Source organism: Stenotrophomonas sp. Nf1 (genome assembly GCF_003028475.1).
Lineage (GTDB): Bacteria > Pseudomonadota > Gammaproteobacteria > Xanthomonadales > Xanthomonadaceae > Stenotrophomonas.
On sequence record NZ_PYTV01000013.1, the window covers coordinates 32,316 to 48,372 of the forward strand.

General features: G+C 66.8%; 12 protein-coding genes, 3 tRNA genes and 1 pseudogene. 13 read left to right on the top strand and 3 right to left on the bottom strand.

What is annotated here, in order from left to right:
* The first annotated feature begins 3 nt into the window (after positions 1-3).
* The 4 genes from C9412_RS19035 (at position 4) to C9412_RS19050 (ending at position 5,651) form a co-directional block, all read left to right on the top strand.
* Positions 4-492 carry a PilX N-terminal domain-containing pilus assembly protein gene (locus C9412_RS19035; protein ID WP_181358755.1) on the top strand — a complete coding sequence of 163 codons (489 nt, stop codon included), beginning with the start codon at positions 4-6 and terminating at the stop codon, positions 490-492.
* Positions 489-5,069, top strand: a complete 4,581-nt coding sequence (locus tag C9412_RS19040) for a PilC/PilY family type IV pilus protein (RefSeq protein WP_107233046.1) — start codon at positions 489-491, stop codon at positions 5,067-5,069. The genes C9412_RS19035 and C9412_RS19040 overlap by 4 nt, the downstream gene beginning before the upstream one ends.
* Positions 5,070-5,092: 23 nt before the next feature.
* Complete coding sequence (locus C9412_RS19045; protein WP_107233047.1) at positions 5,093-5,506, top strand: type IV pilin protein; 414 nt, start codon at positions 5,093-5,095, stop codon at positions 5,504-5,506.
* Between the two features lie 68 nt (positions 5,507-5,574).
* Positions 5,575-5,651 (top strand) — tRNA-Asn (locus tag C9412_RS19050).
* 51 nt (positions 5,652-5,702) lie between these two features.
* Here the strand turns inward: C9412_RS19050 and C9412_RS19055 are convergent.
* Positions 5,703-6,233: a GspH/FimT family pseudopilin gene (locus C9412_RS19055; protein ID WP_107233048.1), complete on the bottom strand. Its 531-nt coding sequence runs from the start codon at positions 6,231-6,233 to the stop codon at positions 5,703-5,705.
* 128 nt (positions 6,234-6,361) lie between these two features.
* Between C9412_RS19055 and uvrB the strand changes: the two genes are divergently transcribed.
* The 4 genes from uvrB (at position 6,362) to C9412_RS19075 (ending at position 9,287) form a co-directional block, all read left to right on the top strand.
* On the top strand, positions 6,362-8,386 hold the full coding sequence (gene uvrB / locus C9412_RS19060) for an excinuclease ABC subunit UvrB (protein ID WP_107233049.1): 2,025 nt from the start codon (positions 6,362-6,364) through the stop codon (positions 8,384-8,386).
* Between the two features lie 106 nt (positions 8,387-8,492).
* Positions 8,493-8,567 (top strand) — tRNA-Val (locus C9412_RS19065).
* A 98-nt stretch (positions 8,568-8,665) separates the two neighbouring features.
* A tRNA-Val gene (locus C9412_RS19070) sits at positions 8,666-8,740 on the top strand.
* A 313-nt stretch (positions 8,741-9,053) separates the two neighbouring features.
* Complete coding sequence (locus tag C9412_RS19075) at positions 9,054-9,287, top strand: hypothetical protein (RefSeq protein WP_107233116.1); 234 nt, start codon at positions 9,054-9,056, stop codon at positions 9,285-9,287.
* A gap of 504 nt (positions 9,288-9,791) precedes the next feature.
* Here the strand turns inward: C9412_RS19075 and C9412_RS19085 are convergent.
* A complete protein-coding gene (locus tag C9412_RS19085; RefSeq protein ID WP_107233051.1) occupies positions 9,792-10,100 on the bottom strand; it encodes a hypothetical protein in 309 nt (102 codons plus the stop codon).
* A gap of 180 nt (positions 10,101-10,280) precedes the next feature.
* On the opposite strand from C9412_RS19085, the gene C9412_RS20750 reads away from it, so the two are divergent.
* Positions 10,281-10,421 (top strand): hypothetical protein, encoded by a 141-nt coding sequence (locus C9412_RS20750; RefSeq protein WP_181358754.1) that lies wholly within the window; start codon positions 10,281-10,283, stop codon positions 10,419-10,421.
* A gap of 48 nt (positions 10,422-10,469) precedes the next feature.
* Here the strand turns inward: C9412_RS20750 and C9412_RS19090 are convergent, their stop codons facing one another.
* Entirely contained in the window at positions 10,470-10,754 is a 285-nt protein-coding gene (locus tag C9412_RS19090; RefSeq protein WP_107233052.1) for a hypothetical protein, read from the bottom strand.
* 161 nt (positions 10,755-10,915) lie between these two features.
* Between C9412_RS19090 and C9412_RS19095 the strand changes: the two genes are divergently transcribed.
* The 4 genes and pseudogenes from C9412_RS19095 to C9412_RS19110 all read left to right on the top strand — a co-directional run bounded on the left by C9412_RS19095 (position 10,916) and on the right by C9412_RS19110 (position 16,054).
* On the top strand, positions 10,916-11,587 hold the full coding sequence (locus C9412_RS19095) for a response regulator transcription factor (RefSeq protein WP_107233053.1): 672 nt from the start codon (positions 10,916-10,918) through the stop codon (positions 11,585-11,587).
* 1 nt (position 11,588) lies between these two features.
* Positions 11,589-12,932, top strand: a complete 1,344-nt coding sequence (locus C9412_RS19100) for a HAMP domain-containing sensor histidine kinase (protein WP_107233054.1) — start codon at positions 11,589-11,591, stop codon at positions 12,930-12,932.
* Between the two features lie 59 nt (positions 12,933-12,991).
* A pseudogene (locus tag C9412_RS19105) lies at positions 12,992-15,388 on the top strand (DNA internalization-related competence protein ComEC/Rec2).
* A 3-nt stretch (positions 15,389-15,391) separates the two neighbouring features.
* The gene (locus C9412_RS19110) at positions 15,392-16,054 is read left to right on the top strand and encodes a MotA/TolQ/ExbB proton channel family protein (protein ID WP_057495839.1); all 663 of its coding nucleotides are present in this window, start codon (positions 15,392-15,394) and stop codon (positions 16,052-16,054) included.
* Positions 16,055-16,057 lie beyond the last annotated feature (3 nt).

Below are 16,057 nucleotides of genomic sequence, written 5' to 3' on the forward strand. Positions count from 1 at the left end.
GCCATGCACCCGCGCCCACGCACTCCTTCCTTCGCATCGCCCCGCCAGCAGCGTGGCGCGGTGCTGTACGTTGCCCTGATCATGCTGATCCTGCTGGCACTGATCGGCATTGCCGGCATGCAGGTCACTGGCATGCAGGAGCGGATGGCGGCCAACTACCTGCGCTCCAACCAGGCCTTCCAGAATGCCGAATCCAGTGCGCGTTCGCAGGAGGCGGTGATCCAGGCCGCGATCGGCAGCGGCAAGATCTACGAAGCCAACCAGGAAGAATGCAGCCCGGTGTTCGATCCGGCGACCTGGGCCGACGGCAAGACTACGGCTACCGCCATCAACACCCGGCGTCTGGACAAGTGCGTGCCCCGTGGGCCGATCAAGACGGGCGGCCGCAAGAACGAAGAAACCGAGAACATCTACCAGATCACCGTGTTGGCCAGTGACGATCCGGCCAATCCTTCTTCCAGCGCTGTCATCGACACGATCTACATTCCATGAACACTCCGCGCCGCTTTTCCCGCATCGTCTCGACACCCTGGCTGCGCCGGGGCGCGGCTGTGGCCGTGCTGGCCGGCGTCGGGGCCCTGATGTACCCGCTGTTCGCTGCGCTCGGTGACTACGACATCGCGCAGGAACCGCTGTACAGCAAGAAGACGCAGCCGCCGCTGATGATGATGGTGATGTCGCGCGACGAGCAGCTGTTCAACAAGGCCTACAGCGATTACAGCGACCTGGACGAGGACGGCACGCTCGATACCACCTACCAGGACAAGTTCGACTACTCGGGTTACTTCGACTCCAACCTCTGCTACACGTACAGCAGTGGCCAGTTCAAGGCCAGCGCGCAGGCCACCGGTACCCTGAAGCACACCTGCGGCGGTACCTGGTCGGGCAACTTCCTGAACTGGGCGACGATGAGCCGCCTGGATGTGATGCGCTACGTTCTGTACGGCGGCCACCGCATCACCGATTCCAACAGCAGGACCGTGCTGGAGCGCGCGCAGATCCCCAACGATCTGCATGCCTGGGTGAAGGTCTACAGCGGCAGCGACATCGGCAACTTCACGCCGTACAAGACCACCACCTCGTTCTGCAACGCCACCATCGCCAGCGGTGGTGCGCCGCTGATGCGCGTGGCCAGCGGCAGCTGGAGCGAGTGGGCCTCGACCGCCAGCCGCCAGTGCATCGCCGGGCGCTCGGATGAAGGCAAGGACGACTCGCCGCGTTCGGTCGTGGCCGACCTCAATGTGCGCGTGGAAGTGTGCGCGTCCGGCAGCGGCACGTTCCAGGAAGCGTTCTGCCGCAAGTACAACGATGGCGCCAACGACTACCTGAAGCCGGCCGGCCTGCTGCAGTCCTATGGCGAGAGTGGGCGCCTGCGCTTCGGCCTGGTCACCGGTACCTACGCCAACCCGCGCGATGGCGGCGTGGTCCGCCGCAACATCGGCAAGATTGCCGGCAACGGCACCTCGTTCTGCGCGGCTGGTGATGAGATCAATCTGTCCAATGGCCAGTTCTGCAACTCGCTGACCGGTGGCGCCGAAGGCATCATCAATACCATCTCCAACTTCCGCATCGACCAGTGGAACTGGAGCAACAACTGGAACGACTGCAACGCCTACAGCATCCTCAACCGCCAGGGCTTCGGCGGCAACGGCAACCTGACCGATCCGGGCAATGCGTCCAAGACCTGCAGCGCATGGGGCAACCCGCTGGCCGAGATGTATGCCGAAGCGCTGCGCTACATCAAGGGCGAGACCAAGGGCATCTATAGCGCCAGCGGCGACCTGAGTGGCCTGCCCAATGCCGTGTCCTGGAAGGACCCGTACCGTTCGCCGAATGATGGCGGCAACTCCTACTGCGCCACCTGCAACATCCTGGTGATGTCCTCGGGCCTGCCGTCGTTCGACAGCGACAACATCGGCTCGGTCAGTGGATTGCCGACCGCAGCGAGCTCGACCGACGCCATCGGCAATCTGGAGAACATCACCGGCGGCAACTACATGGCCGGTCGCATCGGCCTGACCGAGCGCTATGCCTCGATCAACACGCACGAAGACATCTGCCGGGCGGCCCAGGTGACCGGACTGTCGCTGGTGCGCGGCATCTGCCCGGACGTGCCCTCCACCGAAGGCAGCTACCTGATGGCCGGCCTGGCCAAGTCGGCCGCCGAGAACGACCTGCGCCCGCGCGTGCAGGACAAGCCGGATTCGTACAAGCTGACCGCGACCACCTATACCGTGGCCATGGCCGAGAGCCTGCCGAAGTTCGAGATCCCGGTGGGCAATGGCAAGATCACCCTGGCGCCGCTGTGCCAGGCCAACAACACCGGTTCGGCGAAGATTTCCAGCACGGGCTGGCGCAGCTGCTTCCTGGGCTCGGTCGGCATCGGCACCAAGACGTCGACGGTGTCGCCGAACTTCGTCTACGGGCGCACCTATCGCGCCGACGGCAAGGCCGGCAGCTTCTCGCTGGTCTGGGAAGATTCGCTGTGGGGCAACGACCACGACAATGACGTGGTGTCGATGCTCAGCTACTGTGTGGGCGAGACCTGCAACGAGGGTGACAACACCACCTTCCGCAACATCTGCTGGCGCTCCACCAGTGGCGAATGCAACAACAACGCGGTGCGCAACACGGTGGCTGCCGATGAAGTGCTGGTCCGCATCGAGAACCTGTCGGCCTACGCCGGCAACGCGATGCTGACCGGCTATACCATCGTCGGTTCCAATGCCGCCGACAACGTGCAGCGTCTGGTGCTGCGCCCGGGTGACAAGAACGGCTCGGTGTTGACCACCTCCTCGGCGCCGCCTGCGGAATGGACTGGCGCGATCGTGCTTCGCTACCGTCTGGGGACCGGCCAGGCCGGCCAGCTGGAAAGCCCCCTGTGGTACGCCGCCAAGTACGGCGTGCCGGCAGGCAAGAAGTGGGACAGCAAGGTGGCCGGCGTGCCGGACAACTACTTCCTGGCGCGCAATCCGGCCAAGCTGAAGTCGGCACTGGAGGCGATCTTCGACAGCGCCGCAGCCGGCGAGGCACCAGTGGGCGGCAGCGCGACCGGCGCACGCGTCAATGCGGGCTCCTTCACCGTGTCCGCGCACTACGCCGTGGCCTCCGGCTCCAACGACTGGACCGGCGATCTCATCGCCAGCCAGGTCACCGCCACCGGCGGCATCGGTGCGGAGCTGTGGCGTGCGTCGACCCGGATGAGCGCCTCCGGTCGCACCATCGTGATGTCGACCGCGCCGACCTATGTGAACAAGTCCAACCAGCTGGTGGCGGCAGCAGCGGCGGATTTCACCGCCGACAACGTGCCCGGCCGTGATCGTGCCGAGAAGCTGGGCAACATGGGCCTGAATACCATCCCCAACTGGTTCGGTTCGCATACCGTGGCCGATCTGGTCAGCTACCTGCGTGGCTCGCCGGTCAGTGGCTTCCGCCCGCGCAGCGTGCTGCTGGGCGACATCGTCAACTCCAGCGTGGAGATCGTGTCCAACAAGGACGACTACGGCTATACCTCCTGGAAGGCGCAGGGCGGGGTTGGCTGGAAGACCACGCTGGGCACGCGTTATGACGCCTACCTGACGGCCAAGAAGGCCTCCGGCGGCCCACCATCGATGGCCTATGTCGGCGCCAATGACGGCATGCTGCACGGGTTCAATGCCGGTACCGGCACGGCTGCAGGCACCGAGCAGTTCGCCTTCATTCCCTCGGCGTCGCTGCAGCACATGGCCGAGCTGGCCAACCCGGCCTACGGCCATCGCTACTACGTCGATGGCGGCCTGACCTCGTCCGACGTCTACTACGGCAACGCTTGGCATACGGTGCTGGTGGGCTCGACCGGTGGTGGCGGTGCCAGCCGCGGTCCTTCGGCGACCTCGGTCGGCAATGGTTCGGTGTTCGGGCTGGATATCAGCAATCCCACCGGATTCACCTCCAGCAACGTGCTGTGGGAGATTTCCGGCAAGACCGAGTCAGACATGGGCTTCGCCTTCGGCAAGCCAGTAGTGGTGCCGGTGGCCGGTTCCGATCCGGACGGTCCGCCGCGCTTCGTCGCCCTGTTCGGCAATGGTGTCAATTCCAGTACCGGTCGTCCGGTGCTGTACGTGGTGGACATCCAGACCGGGCAGGTGCTCAAGCGCCTGTATCCGGCCGGCACCAAGTACGCGATCGCCAACGGCCTCAATCACGTGACCGCGGTGGGCCTGTACAACAGCAACGGCCTGGCCGACACCGTGTACGGTGGCGACATGCAGGGCAACATCTGGCGCTTCGACCTGCGCGGTGGCGACACCACGGCCTGGAACGTGGGGCTCAGTGGTTCGCCGTTGTTCACCGCCATCCGCAGTGCGGTGGTGCAGCCGATTACCGGTTCGATCGAAGTCTCGGCCGGTCCGGGCGGTGGTGTCAGCCTGTTCTTCGGCACCGGGCGCTACTTCACCGCCGATGACAATGCGGTGACCCGCAACTCCCCGGTGCAGACCCTGTACGGCATCTGGGACAATCTCTCCAGTGCGGTCAGCGGCCGCGATGTGCTGGTGGGCCAGACCGTCAGTTCTGCGGGCAGCGGCTTCCGTGACATCTCCGGCAATCCGGTGGATTACGCGACCCAGCGCGGCTGGTATGTGGATCTGATCGTCGGTACCGACGTCGAAGGTGAGCGCTTCTTCGGCTATCCGACGCTGCAGGGCGGCAACGTGATGTTCACCACCTACGTGCCGGGGCAGACGGTCTGTGGCACCGGTGGTGGCGTCAACTGGCGTTACCGGCTGAACATGCTCACCGGGCAGCCGGCCATGAGCGGGCTGACCGATGAGCCCGGCGGCGGCAATCCGCTGTGTGGTGCGAACTGCGGCGCCGGTGCGCTGACCCGCGGCGGCGACGTCGCCAGCGGCGCGCCGGTGCTGGGCACCAATGTCAGCAGCACCACGCTGAAGGGGTGCGATGCCAGCGATCCGAAGTGCTCGGTCGACGGCTCGATCGACCGCTGCATTGTGGCGTTGAACACGCCGGGCGCCGATACCGCCTACGGCCAGCGTGCCTGCGGCCGGCAGTCCTGGCGCCAGATCCGCTGACCATCATGAACATGAGAATGCCAATGCGTACCCCTGCATCGCGTCGTTCCACCGCCGGCTTCACCCTGATCGAGCTGATGATCACCGTGGCAGTGATCGCCGTGCTCGCGGCCATCGCCCTGCCGTCGTATCAGCGCCATGTGCTGAAGACCAACCGGGCGCTGGCCAAGGCCGATCTGGTAGAGATCGCACAGCTGCTCGAGCGCTACCACACGGTGCAGAACAGCTATGACGGTTTCTCGCTGCCGTTCGACCAGTCGCCCCGGCAGGGCGCCAAGCGCTACACGCTGTCCCTGAGCGGCAAGGCCACCGCCAGCACGTACACGCTGCAGGCGGTGCCGGAAACCGGCCAGGACAAGGATGTGTGCGGCACGCTGACGTTGGATCAGGCCGGGCGCAAGACACCGGACAAGAAGACCAACGCGGAGTGCTGGTAAGGCTGGGTCATCGCGCGTGAAAAAAGGGCTTGCGCTGGCCGCCAAACGCTGGCTAAAATGCGCACCCCGCCCGAATAGCTCAGCCGGTTAGAGCACTTGACTGTTAATCAGGGGGTCGTTGGTTCGAGTCCAACTTCGGGCGCCAGATTCGAAAAAGCCGCGAGAAATCGCGGCTTTTTTCGTTGTGGCCGGCCGCTCAGCAGGCGGTGGGCTGTCGTGGCCGTTGGCTGCGCACCCGCCCCGGGACATTGATGATCACGCGGCTGTGCTCGTAGCCGTCCACGCACAGCACGATGGACTGGTTGGTGCCGGCGTTGCGGCCATCCGGCCGGAACTGCACCTCGGGACGATGATCGCTGGCGCGCAGCTCGACCCGGTGTTGGCGGCTGGTGTGGGTACGCAGCAGCCGGCCGGGGCCTTCGGCGGCCGTGCGTGGCTCGATCCGGACACGCCAGCCCCGGCTCCAGGCCTGGTCACACTGGTGGCCATCAGACGAGCCGCAGACGGACACGCGGCGGCGTTCGGTGATGGCCGTGCTGCGTGCCAGCGACAGGCTGGCGACCAGCTCCCGGCGCAGGCTCTCGGCCTGCAGGTGGCGCAGCGCGCGTTGCCAGGGGCCCCAGGCCAGTGCCAGCGCCACCGCCAGCAGCATGACGATCAGCAGCAGTTCGATCAGCTGGAAGCCACGGGCGGGCCGGGCGGTGGGGGCAGGGAGGCGGCGAGGCATGGGCCCAGCCTCCGCCCGGGCGCGTTCGGCCGCCATCGGCCAACGCCGTCCTGGCATGCCGGAAAACCCCTCAGCCTGCCGTCACCCCTTGCCTCGTATACTCACGTTTCCCGGGAACTGGCAACACCATGAGCGACCGTTTTGAACTCGTCTCGCCGTACTCGCCGGCGGGCGATCAGCCCGATGCCATCGCGAAGCTGACCAGCAACTTCGAAGCCGGCATCGCCAAGCAGACCCTGCTCGGCGTGACCGGTTCGGGCAAGACCTACACCATCGCCAACGTCATCCAGAACGTGCAGAAGCCGACGCTGATCATGGCGCCGAACAAGACGCTGGCCGCGCAGCTGTATGGCGAGTTCAAGGCGTTCTTCCCGCACAACGCGGTGGAGTACTTCGTCAGCTACTACGACTACTACCAGCCCGAGGCCTACGTGCCGTCGTCGGACACCTTCATCGAGAAGGACAGTTCGATCAACGAGCACATCGAGCAGATGCGACTGGCGGCGACCAAGACCCTGCTGTCGCGCCCGGATGCGATCGTGGTGGCGACGGTGTCGGCGATCTACGGCCTGGGTGCACCGGAAGACTACCTGTCGCTGCGCCTGATCCTGTCCAAGGGCGAGCGCATCGACCAGCGCGACCTGATCAATCACCTGACCCAGCTGCAGTACACGCGCAACGAATATGAACTGCAGCGCGGTACGTTCCGCGTGCGCGGCGAAGTGATCGACGTGTTCCCGGCCGAATCGGACAGCGAGGCGCTGCGCCTGGAGCTGTTCGATGGCGAGGTCGAGAAGATCACCCTGTTCGATCCGCTCACCGGCGAGACGCTGCGCAACATGCAGCGCTTCACCGTGTACCCGAAGACCCACTACGCAACCACGCGCGAGCGCGTGCTGGCGGCGATCGAGACGATCAAGGTCGAACTGAAGGAACGCCTGGAGCAGCTGTACGCGCAGAACAAGCTGGTGGAGGCGCAGCGCCTGGCGCAGCGTACCCAGTACGACATCGAGATGATGGCCGAGGTGGGGTTCTGCAACGGCATCGAGAACTACTCGCGGCACCTGACCGGCAAGAATGCCGGCGAGCCGCCGCCGACCCTGTTCGACTACCTGCCGGCCGATGCGTTGCTGGTGATCGACGAATCGCACGTGACCATTCCGCAGATCGGCGCGATGTTCAAGGGCGACCGTTCGCGCAAGGAAACCCTGGTCGAGTTCGGTTTCCGTCTGCCGTCGGCACTGGACAACCGCCCACTGCGTTTCGAGGAGTGGGAGGAGCGCTGCCCACGCAGCATCTATGTGTCGGCAACGCCAGGGCCGTACGAGTACCGCGAGGCCGGTGACGAGATCACCGAACTGGTGGTGCGCCCGACCGGCCTGATCGATCCGGTGGTGGAGATCCGTCCGGTGGGAACCCAGGTTGACGACCTGATGAGCGAGGCCAACGAACGCATCAAGGCCGGCGACCGCGTGCTGGTCACCACGCTGACCAAGCGCATGGCCGAGAACCTCACCGAGTACCTCACCGAACACGGCATCCGCGTGCGCTACCTGCACTCGGACGTGGACACGGTCGAGCGCGTGGAGATCATCCGCGATCTGCGCTTGGGCAAGTTCGACGTGCTGGTCGGCATCAACCTGCTGCGCGAGGGCCTGGACATGCCGGAAGTGTCGCTGGTGGCGATCCTTGATGCCGACAAGGAGGGCTTCCTGCGCTCCACCGGCTCGCTGATCCAGACCATCGGCCGCGCCGCCCGCAATGTGCGCGGCAAGGCGATCCTTTACGCCGACAAGATCACCCGTTCCATGCAGGCGGCGATCGACGAGACCGACCGCCGCCGTGCCAAGCAGGTCGAGTACAACCAGGAGCACGGCATCGTGCCGCGCTCGGTGGCGCGCCCGATCGTGGACGTGCTGGAGGGGGCCCGCTCGGATGCAGCGGAGAAGGAGGCCAAGAAGGGCAAGGGCAAGGGCAGGGCGGGTGTGACCGAGGAGGGTGCCGACTATCGTTCACTCAGCCCGGCCCAGCTGGCGGCCCGGCTCAAGGCGCTGGAGCAGCAGATGTACCAGCACGCCAAGGACCTGGAGTTCGAGGACGCCGCACGCGTGCGCGACCAGATCCGGCAGCTGAAGGAGGCCAGCCTCGGCTGAACGCGGCAGTGCAGCATCATCTTCACAAAAGTGTTGCGCTTAACGGCCGGCGTCCGTAATATACGCGGCCTGCACCGACGCAATCGCGGCCTTGCAGATGCAAAACGGGCGGTTAGCTCAGCGGTAGAGCACTACCTTGACATGGTAGGGGTCACAGGTTCGAACCCTGTACCGCCCACCACGAAGTCTCCGGAAGGGGGCTGTCGTGAACTGCAAAGCCCGGCCCTGGCGCCGGGTTTTTACGTAGCAAGGCCAGCCTTTGGGCGGCAAGAACAAGATGGGCGGTTAGCTCAGCGGTAGAGCACTACCTTGACATGGTAGGGGTCACAGGTTCGAACCCTGTACCGCCCACCACGACATCCTCGGCGAGGATCGACGTGAACAGAAGACCCGGCCATGGTGCCGGGTTTTTTGCGTTTCGCTTCTGGCCTGTCGCCATCTGCAACGCTTCGCGCCCGGGCATGCCTTCCATATGCGCGACTTACGGACGAGGCTGACGCAACTGTGCGGAAGTCAGAGTTCCAGCCTGCTTCAGGGATCTTTCTCCCCTTACTCTGGTTGCGCTCGGCTTTAGACCGAAAGTGTGGCATTGAGTGTTGGGGCGCTGCACCCGCTTGCAGCCCAAATGGGTCCAGGGGCGGCGGTGTGCATGCCAAAGGGGAGCGTCATGATGTACTTCAGTGGAAGCCCGATACTGCTGGGCGATCGGGTGGACCTGGGAGCGGGAATGACGGGAATTGTTGTGGCAGTCATTGACTCGGGTCTGTATTCGGAAGATTACCCAGAGCGCGAGTGGGCATACCTGAATTCAGGTGTTCTTATTGAAACTGCTGAGGCCGGGTTGATCCACTGGCCGGTTGCAGGGGATGACTTCGACCTGCTTGAGCGGGGGCAGTTGTAGCCGTCATCAAGCAGGCAATGCTGAGCGACGGGAATGGCCTCAGATGTCGAGGTGAGGGGGCGCACTCCGCGCTCCGGGAAGGAATCATGAACTTGAGCAGATCAAAGAGAAGCGTTCTGGCCCGGATATCGCTTCCGAAGGAAAGGATGTTCATCAATCTGGATGATCTTGAGGCTGGGGCGCCCGTAACATGCCGGAGCGGTAGCCGATGATTGCACTGCTTAGAATCTTTGGTGTTGCCGTCGGTCTGCTCACCATCGCCTTCGGAGTCGCTGTCATGAATGGTGCGCTGGTTGGGGTCGGGCCGTGTGGCGCCAGTTGTGGGTTGTACAGGTCGATCCTGTCTCTGGTGGGGCAGGCGGGTTACAACAGGGTGATGGGCCTGGCATGGCTCCTGGCGGGAGGCGCCTTCTGTGTTGCGTCCTTGCTGGGGAAAAGGCAGCGCAAGTAGCAGATTGATGCTGCTCGGGCGGAACGTTCCAGGCAACTACAAGGCGTGTTGATTCAGTGCTGCCAGATCGTGGCATCCACGCTGACCGCGCGCTGCATCCGCCACTGACCATCCACACGCTGCCACAGCTGCGCCACATAGGCGCGCTCGGCCGGTCCATTCGTGCGCCCCTGGCATCCAAGTCGCAGTACCCGGTCCTCGCGCAGCGGAAAGAGCTGCAGCGCGGACGCGGTGTCATCACGCTGTGGCGTCGCGCTGGCCGTCTCGTTGAGTTGGATCTGTTGACGCACTGCCACTTCGGCGGGCCCGCCGTGGTCGCCGAACAGGCCGGTGAACAGCAGCATCAGGGCAAGCATCGGCATGGCACGGTGCTCCAGCGGGAAAGTGCACGCAGGCTGGCACGCCGCCGCCGGGGTCGCAGCCGGTCTGCGACGAACAGCGGGATTGCGCCGCCAAAGCCAGCCAGGTGGCGATGAATCCGGGCCGGGCAGGCGTAGACTTGCCGCTACCGCGCAATCGCGGTCATCACAAGGAGCAGCTGCATGAGCGATCACGTTCCGGTTTCCAGGCCCAACCCGCTGTTCGAACTGCTGTTCGGCGGCAACATGCTGCAAGGCACGTTCAAGGCCGTGATCTGGGTGGCACTGTTGTCGGCGGTGCTGGCCTGGAGCACGCTGCGCTGACGACGGTCGCCTGCGTTCAACGCCCCGCGCCGCGGGGTGTCTGCTGGGTCAGGCGCTGAAGGCCTGGCGCAGGCTGTGCAGGGTGGCCTGGCGGTGTTCCTTCGCGCTGGCCTCGCCCATCTCCAGCTCCTGCAGGCGCAGGCCAACCAGGGTCATCGACAGCGCGTAGCCGCGTGCCGCATCGGCGGCGCGCGACAGGCCCAGGGCGCGGCGGGCAAGCGCATTCACGTGTTCAAGATCGGGCATCAGGCCCAGGTAGGCACGCTCGGCGCTGTCCAGGTCGGGTGCACGCAGGATTGCCTGCGCTTCGCTGGTGGGGGAGACGGAGGCCATGGGGGTGTCCTTGTCCGTGGGCGACCACTGTGCGGGGATGGCTGTGCATGGTGCAGGCGCAACATTGTCAGAACATTGCGCCAGCGAGGCCGGCTGCAATCGGCGCAAAATTACGGCGGCAGGCACTATGATCGGCACCGTTTCCGGTAGCCGAGCCCCTCATGCGTATCCTCCTGGTCGAAGACGATCCCGATCTGTCCCGTGCCCTGCAATCGGGCCTGGAGCGGCAGGGCGTGGTCGCCGACGTGGTCGCCAGCCTGGCTGAAGCGGCCCTCGCGCTGCGCGAGCCGGTGCACCAGCTGATGCTGCTCGACCGCCAGCTGCCCGATGGTGATGGTGCCGGCTTCGTTGCCACAGCCCGTGCGCTGCGGCCGAACCTGGCCGTGATCATGCTGACCGCCAAGGGCACGCTGTCGGACAAGGTGGAGGGCCTGGACGTCGGCGCCGATGACTACCTCGTCAAGCCGGTGGCGATCGAAGAACTGATGGCGCGCATCCGCGCGGTGTCGCGGCGTCCCTCGGCGATGGTCACGCCCAGCCTGCGGCTGGGGCGCATGGAATTCGACTTCGAATCGTTGCAGGCGCGGGTCGAAGGCCAGCCATTGCCGTTGCCACGCCGGCAGGTGCTGGTGCTGCAGGCGCTGGCGATGCGGCAGGGGCGCACGGTCACCCGCAGTGCGCTGGAGGCGGCGGTGTACGGCTTCGATGATGAGATCCAGTCCAACGCGCTCGACGCGCATATCTCCAAATTGCGCAAGGCACTGCAACAGGCCGGTGCCGGCGTGGAGATCCACGTGATCCGGGGCGTCGGCTATCTGCTGGCGGAGGCCTGAGATGGCCCGTCCGATCCGTTCCATCACCCTGGGCCTGGCCTGGCGCCTGTTCCTTGCGCAGGCGTTCACCGTGTTGTTTGCGGTGGTTGCGCTGATCCTGACCTGGGGTGACAAGGACACCTGGGGCATGGACATGTTCATGGCCGAGGCGGTGGCCAAGGCGGTGCACAGCGAAGACGGCCGGTTGGTGCTGGACGAGGCGCGCTGGAACACCCTCGATGCGCAGGCCGGCGGCAACCTGTGGTTCGCTGCGGTCGATGACAAGGGTGTCTGGCTCGAGCGCGGCACCCTGCCGGCAGTGCACGCGCCGTTGCTGGCCCGCTTGCCGACGCTGGGCGCCACCGAGCTCGGTTCACTGGTACCGCCCTATCTGGATGTGGCGCGGGTGATGATCCGCAACGAGGAGGGGCGCCGTATCACGGTGATGGTGGGCGGCGCGCCGAAGGGCGGCCTGCTCGATGGCGCGCTGATGGTGCTGCGGTTGATCGGTCTGTGGTTCTTCCTGCCGCTGATCGTGGTCACGCTGCTGGTGATGCCGACGGTGATCCATCGCGCCATGCGTGGCGTGCGCCGTTCCGCGCAGCAGGCCAAGGAGCTGGATATCGGCCAACCGGGCGCACGCCTGGATGCGCAGCTGGTGTCCACCGAAGTGGCGCCACTGGTGGAAGCGTTCAATGATGCGATCGACAAGGTGCAGCAGGGCTACGCGGCGCGTGACAAGTTCCTCGCCGATGCGGCGCATGAACTGCGTGTCCCGATCGCGGTGGTGCAGGCGCGCCTGTCGCAGCTGCCACAGGGCGAGCTGAAGTCGCAGTTGCTGACCGACGTGGCGCGGCTGGGCAACGTTGCCGAGCACCTGCTCGACCTGCAGCGGCTGGATCGCAACGTGGGCGCACTGCAGCGGCTCGACCTTGCGCTGCTGGTGCGTGAGGCGGCCGCCGATCTGGCGCCTCTGGTGGTGGGTGCCGGCTACGGGTTCGAGGTCGATGCGCCGGACGTGCCGGTCTGGATCCATGGCGATGGCCTGGCCCTGGGGCGGGTGATCGCCAACCTGGTGCACAACGCGATCGTCCACGGCGGTGGCCGCGGCATCATCTGCGTGCGGTTGGATACGCGCGCGCTGCTGGAGGTCAGTGACCAGGGCGCGGGCATTCCGGTGGGAGACCGCGAGGCGATTTTCGAGCCGTTCCACCGTTTGCGCGCGGCCGGCAGCGGCAGCGGCCTGGGCCTGCATCTGGTCAAGGAAATCGTGCAGCATCACGGCGGCTCGGTGAGTGTCGGCGAAGCCGCCGGCGGCGGTGCCAGTTTCCGGGTCAACTTCCACCGCGGCAGCGTTCGGCGCTGACCTCGGAACGCGGTAACCGCTGATAGGCAGGCGACGGCCCGCAGCCGCAGGCTGCGGCCATGGCTGTCGATCGATCCGGTGCAACGGTGTTGGGGGGCGGCTGCGCCGCCGGCCTGGTGCTGGGCGCGCTGGCCTGCGTGCAGCTGCCGGCACTGCCGCCACTGTGGCTGTGTGCCGTGGTGGCGGTGGGCGCGCTGTGCGGCTGGATCCTGCGCTGGCGAGGACGGGTGCCGGCGGCTGCGCTGTTCGGCCTGGCCTGGACCGCGCTGCACGGGCACTGGGCATTGCAGCAACAGCTTGCGCCGGGCGCATCGGCGCAGGATGTCGTGGTTCGTGGGCGGATCATCGACCTGCCGCAGCATCGCTCCAGCCAGACCCGTTTCCTGCTGCGCGTGGACGATGACGACCGTCTGCCGTTGTTGCGGGGCAAGCGCCTGCAGGTCAGCTGGAATGATCCATGGCGGGGCACGACCGCAGGCCACCGCGGTGGACGCCAGCAGCTGCAGGCAGGCGCGCGCTGGCAGCTGGCATTGCGGGTGCGGCCTCCACGCTCGAGGATCAATCCCGGCGGATTCGATGGCGAGCGCCATGCGCTGCTGCAGGCCATCGCCGGCACTGCCACGGTGCGCGACCCGGCTGGCGCACGCGAGCTGCAACCCGCGTTTGGCCTGCCAGCCTGGCGCGAGCGCAGCAGCGCCGCGATCGCCGCCCAGGTGGTCAGCCCCGGCGCGCGCTTCGTGCAGGCGCTGGCGCTGGGCGATACGCGAGGATTGTCCGATGCCGACTGGGAGCAGCTCCGCGCGCTCGGCCTGACCCATCTGATCGCCATTTCCGGATTCCACGTCGGCGTGGTCGCGGGGCTGGGTGTGCTGCTGTGCCGGCTGCTGTGGTGGCTCTGCCCGCAGCTGGGCCGCCATTGGCCCCGATAACAGGCGGCGGCCGGCGCGGCGGCGGTGGCCGCTGCCGGTTACGCGGTGCTGGCTGGCGGCGCGCTGCCTACGGTGCGTACGGCGGTGATGATCGGCCTGCTCGCGTTGGCGCGCGGCAGCCGGCGCCCGCTCGGTGTGGCGCACGGGGTGTCGCTGGCGGCGTTGGCGCTGCTGCTGCCGTCGCCCCTGTCGGTGCTGTCGGCCGGCTTCTGGCTCAGCTTCGGCGGGGTGCTGTGGCTGTTGTGGTGCCTGCCGCAGGCGTCACCGCAGGGGTTGCGCGAACGGCTGCACGGCCTGCTTGCCGCGCAGGGGGTGGCCAGCCTGGGGCTGCTGCCGTTGGGCATCGCGCTGTTTGGCGGCACCGCGCGGCTGGGCCCCCTGGTCAATCTGCCGATCATTCCCTGGTGGAGCCTGCTGGTGGTACCGCTGTCGTTGCTGGGTGCCGGCCTGCAGGCGTTGCATGAGGGCACGGGGCGCTGGGCATGGCGGGCTGCGGCGTGGCTGTTCGACCTCAGCTGGCGAGCGCTGCAGCCGCTTGCGGTCCATCCGCAGGCGATGTGGTGGCTGGCCGAGGCACCCGCATGGGCGGTACCGGCGGCGCTGCTGGGTGTTTTCTGGTGGTTGCTGCCGCGCGGCGCAGGCGGTGGCCTGGCGGGCGCGTTGCTGTGCCTGCCGCTTCTGTGGCCGGCACATGAAGGGCCGCGGCAGGGCGAGCTCGAACTGCTGGTGCATGACGTCGGCCAGGGCACGGCGGTGCTGCTGCGCACGGCGCGGCATGCGCTCTGGTATGACGTCGGACCACCGGCCGGGGGCGACAGCAGTGAACGCACCCTGGTGCCGGCGCTGCGTGCGCTGGGCCAAGCCATGCCGCAGCAGGCGGTGCTCAGCCATGACCACCAGGATCACACCGGCAATCTGCCCGCTGTGCGCCGGCAGCATCCGGGGCTGGCGCTGCTGGCGCCCGACGGCAGCGCCATCGCCGGGGCCCGGCCCTGCCAGACAGGCCTGCGCTGGCACTGGGATGGCGTCGACTTCCAGGTACTGCATCCCGCGGCCGGCAGCCGGCAGCCCGTGAACGAGCGCAGCTGCGTGCTGCGCGTGGCGGGCGCCCATGGCGTGGTGCTGCTGCCCGGCGACATCGGCCGGGTTGCCGAAACGACGCTGTTGGCAACCTCTTCGCAGCAGTTGCGTGCGGATGTGGTGCTGGTCCCCCATCACGGCAGTGGGGGCAGTTCCAGCGCATCGTGGGTGGCGGCGGTGGCGCCACGGCTGGCGCTGGTCTCGGCCGGGCACCAGAACCGCTTCGGCCACCCGCGGCCGGAGGTGGTGCGGCGCTGGCGGGCGCAGGGGGCCGAGGTGGTGACCACCGCCGAGTCCGGAGCGATCCGCGTATGGCTTGGCGCACAGGGGCTGCAGCTGCGTGAACAGCGTATCCACGCGTCCCGGTGGTGGGATGCCGCTGGGCGGGCACGGTCGGCTGCTATCCTATCGCCGATCGAACAAGCGGCCGTTGGGCCGGAGGGTTGAAACGTGTGGGAACTGGTCAAGGCCGGTGGCTGGCCGATGGTGCCGCTGCTGCTGTTGGGCGTACTGGCTTTGGCGATCATCCTGGAGCGTTTCTGGTCCCTGCGGCGGACCGAGGTGCTGCCGCCGGGCCTCGGCCAGGAAGTGCGCAACTGGGCCGCGCGCGGCAAGCTCGACCCGGCGCACCTGCAGACCCTGCGCGCCAACTCGCCGCTGGGCGCGCTGCTGGCGGCCGCGCTGGAAGCGCGCAACCGTCCGCGTGACCAGATCCGCGAGCGGATCGAGGACACCGGCCGCCATCTGGTGCACCGCATGGAGCGCTTTCTCAATGCGCTGGGCACCATCGCCTCGGCCGGCCCGCTGCTGGGCCTGCTCGGCACCGTGATCGGCATGATCCAGATGTTCCTGGGCATCCTCGACCATGGTGTGGGCGACGTGAACCAGCTGGCCGGCGGCATCGGCAAGGCGCTGGTGTGCACCGCTACCGGCATGATCGTGGCCATTCCGGCGCTGATGTTCCATCGCTATTTCAAGGGCCGCATCCATGGCTATGTGGTGGAGATGGAACAGGAAGCCAGCGCGCTGCTGGACACGCTCGACGGCCGCCCCGGCGTGATGAACGCCGCGCCGGCAGCACGTGCGGCCAGCCCCGCCACGGCCAAGGCCTGATCG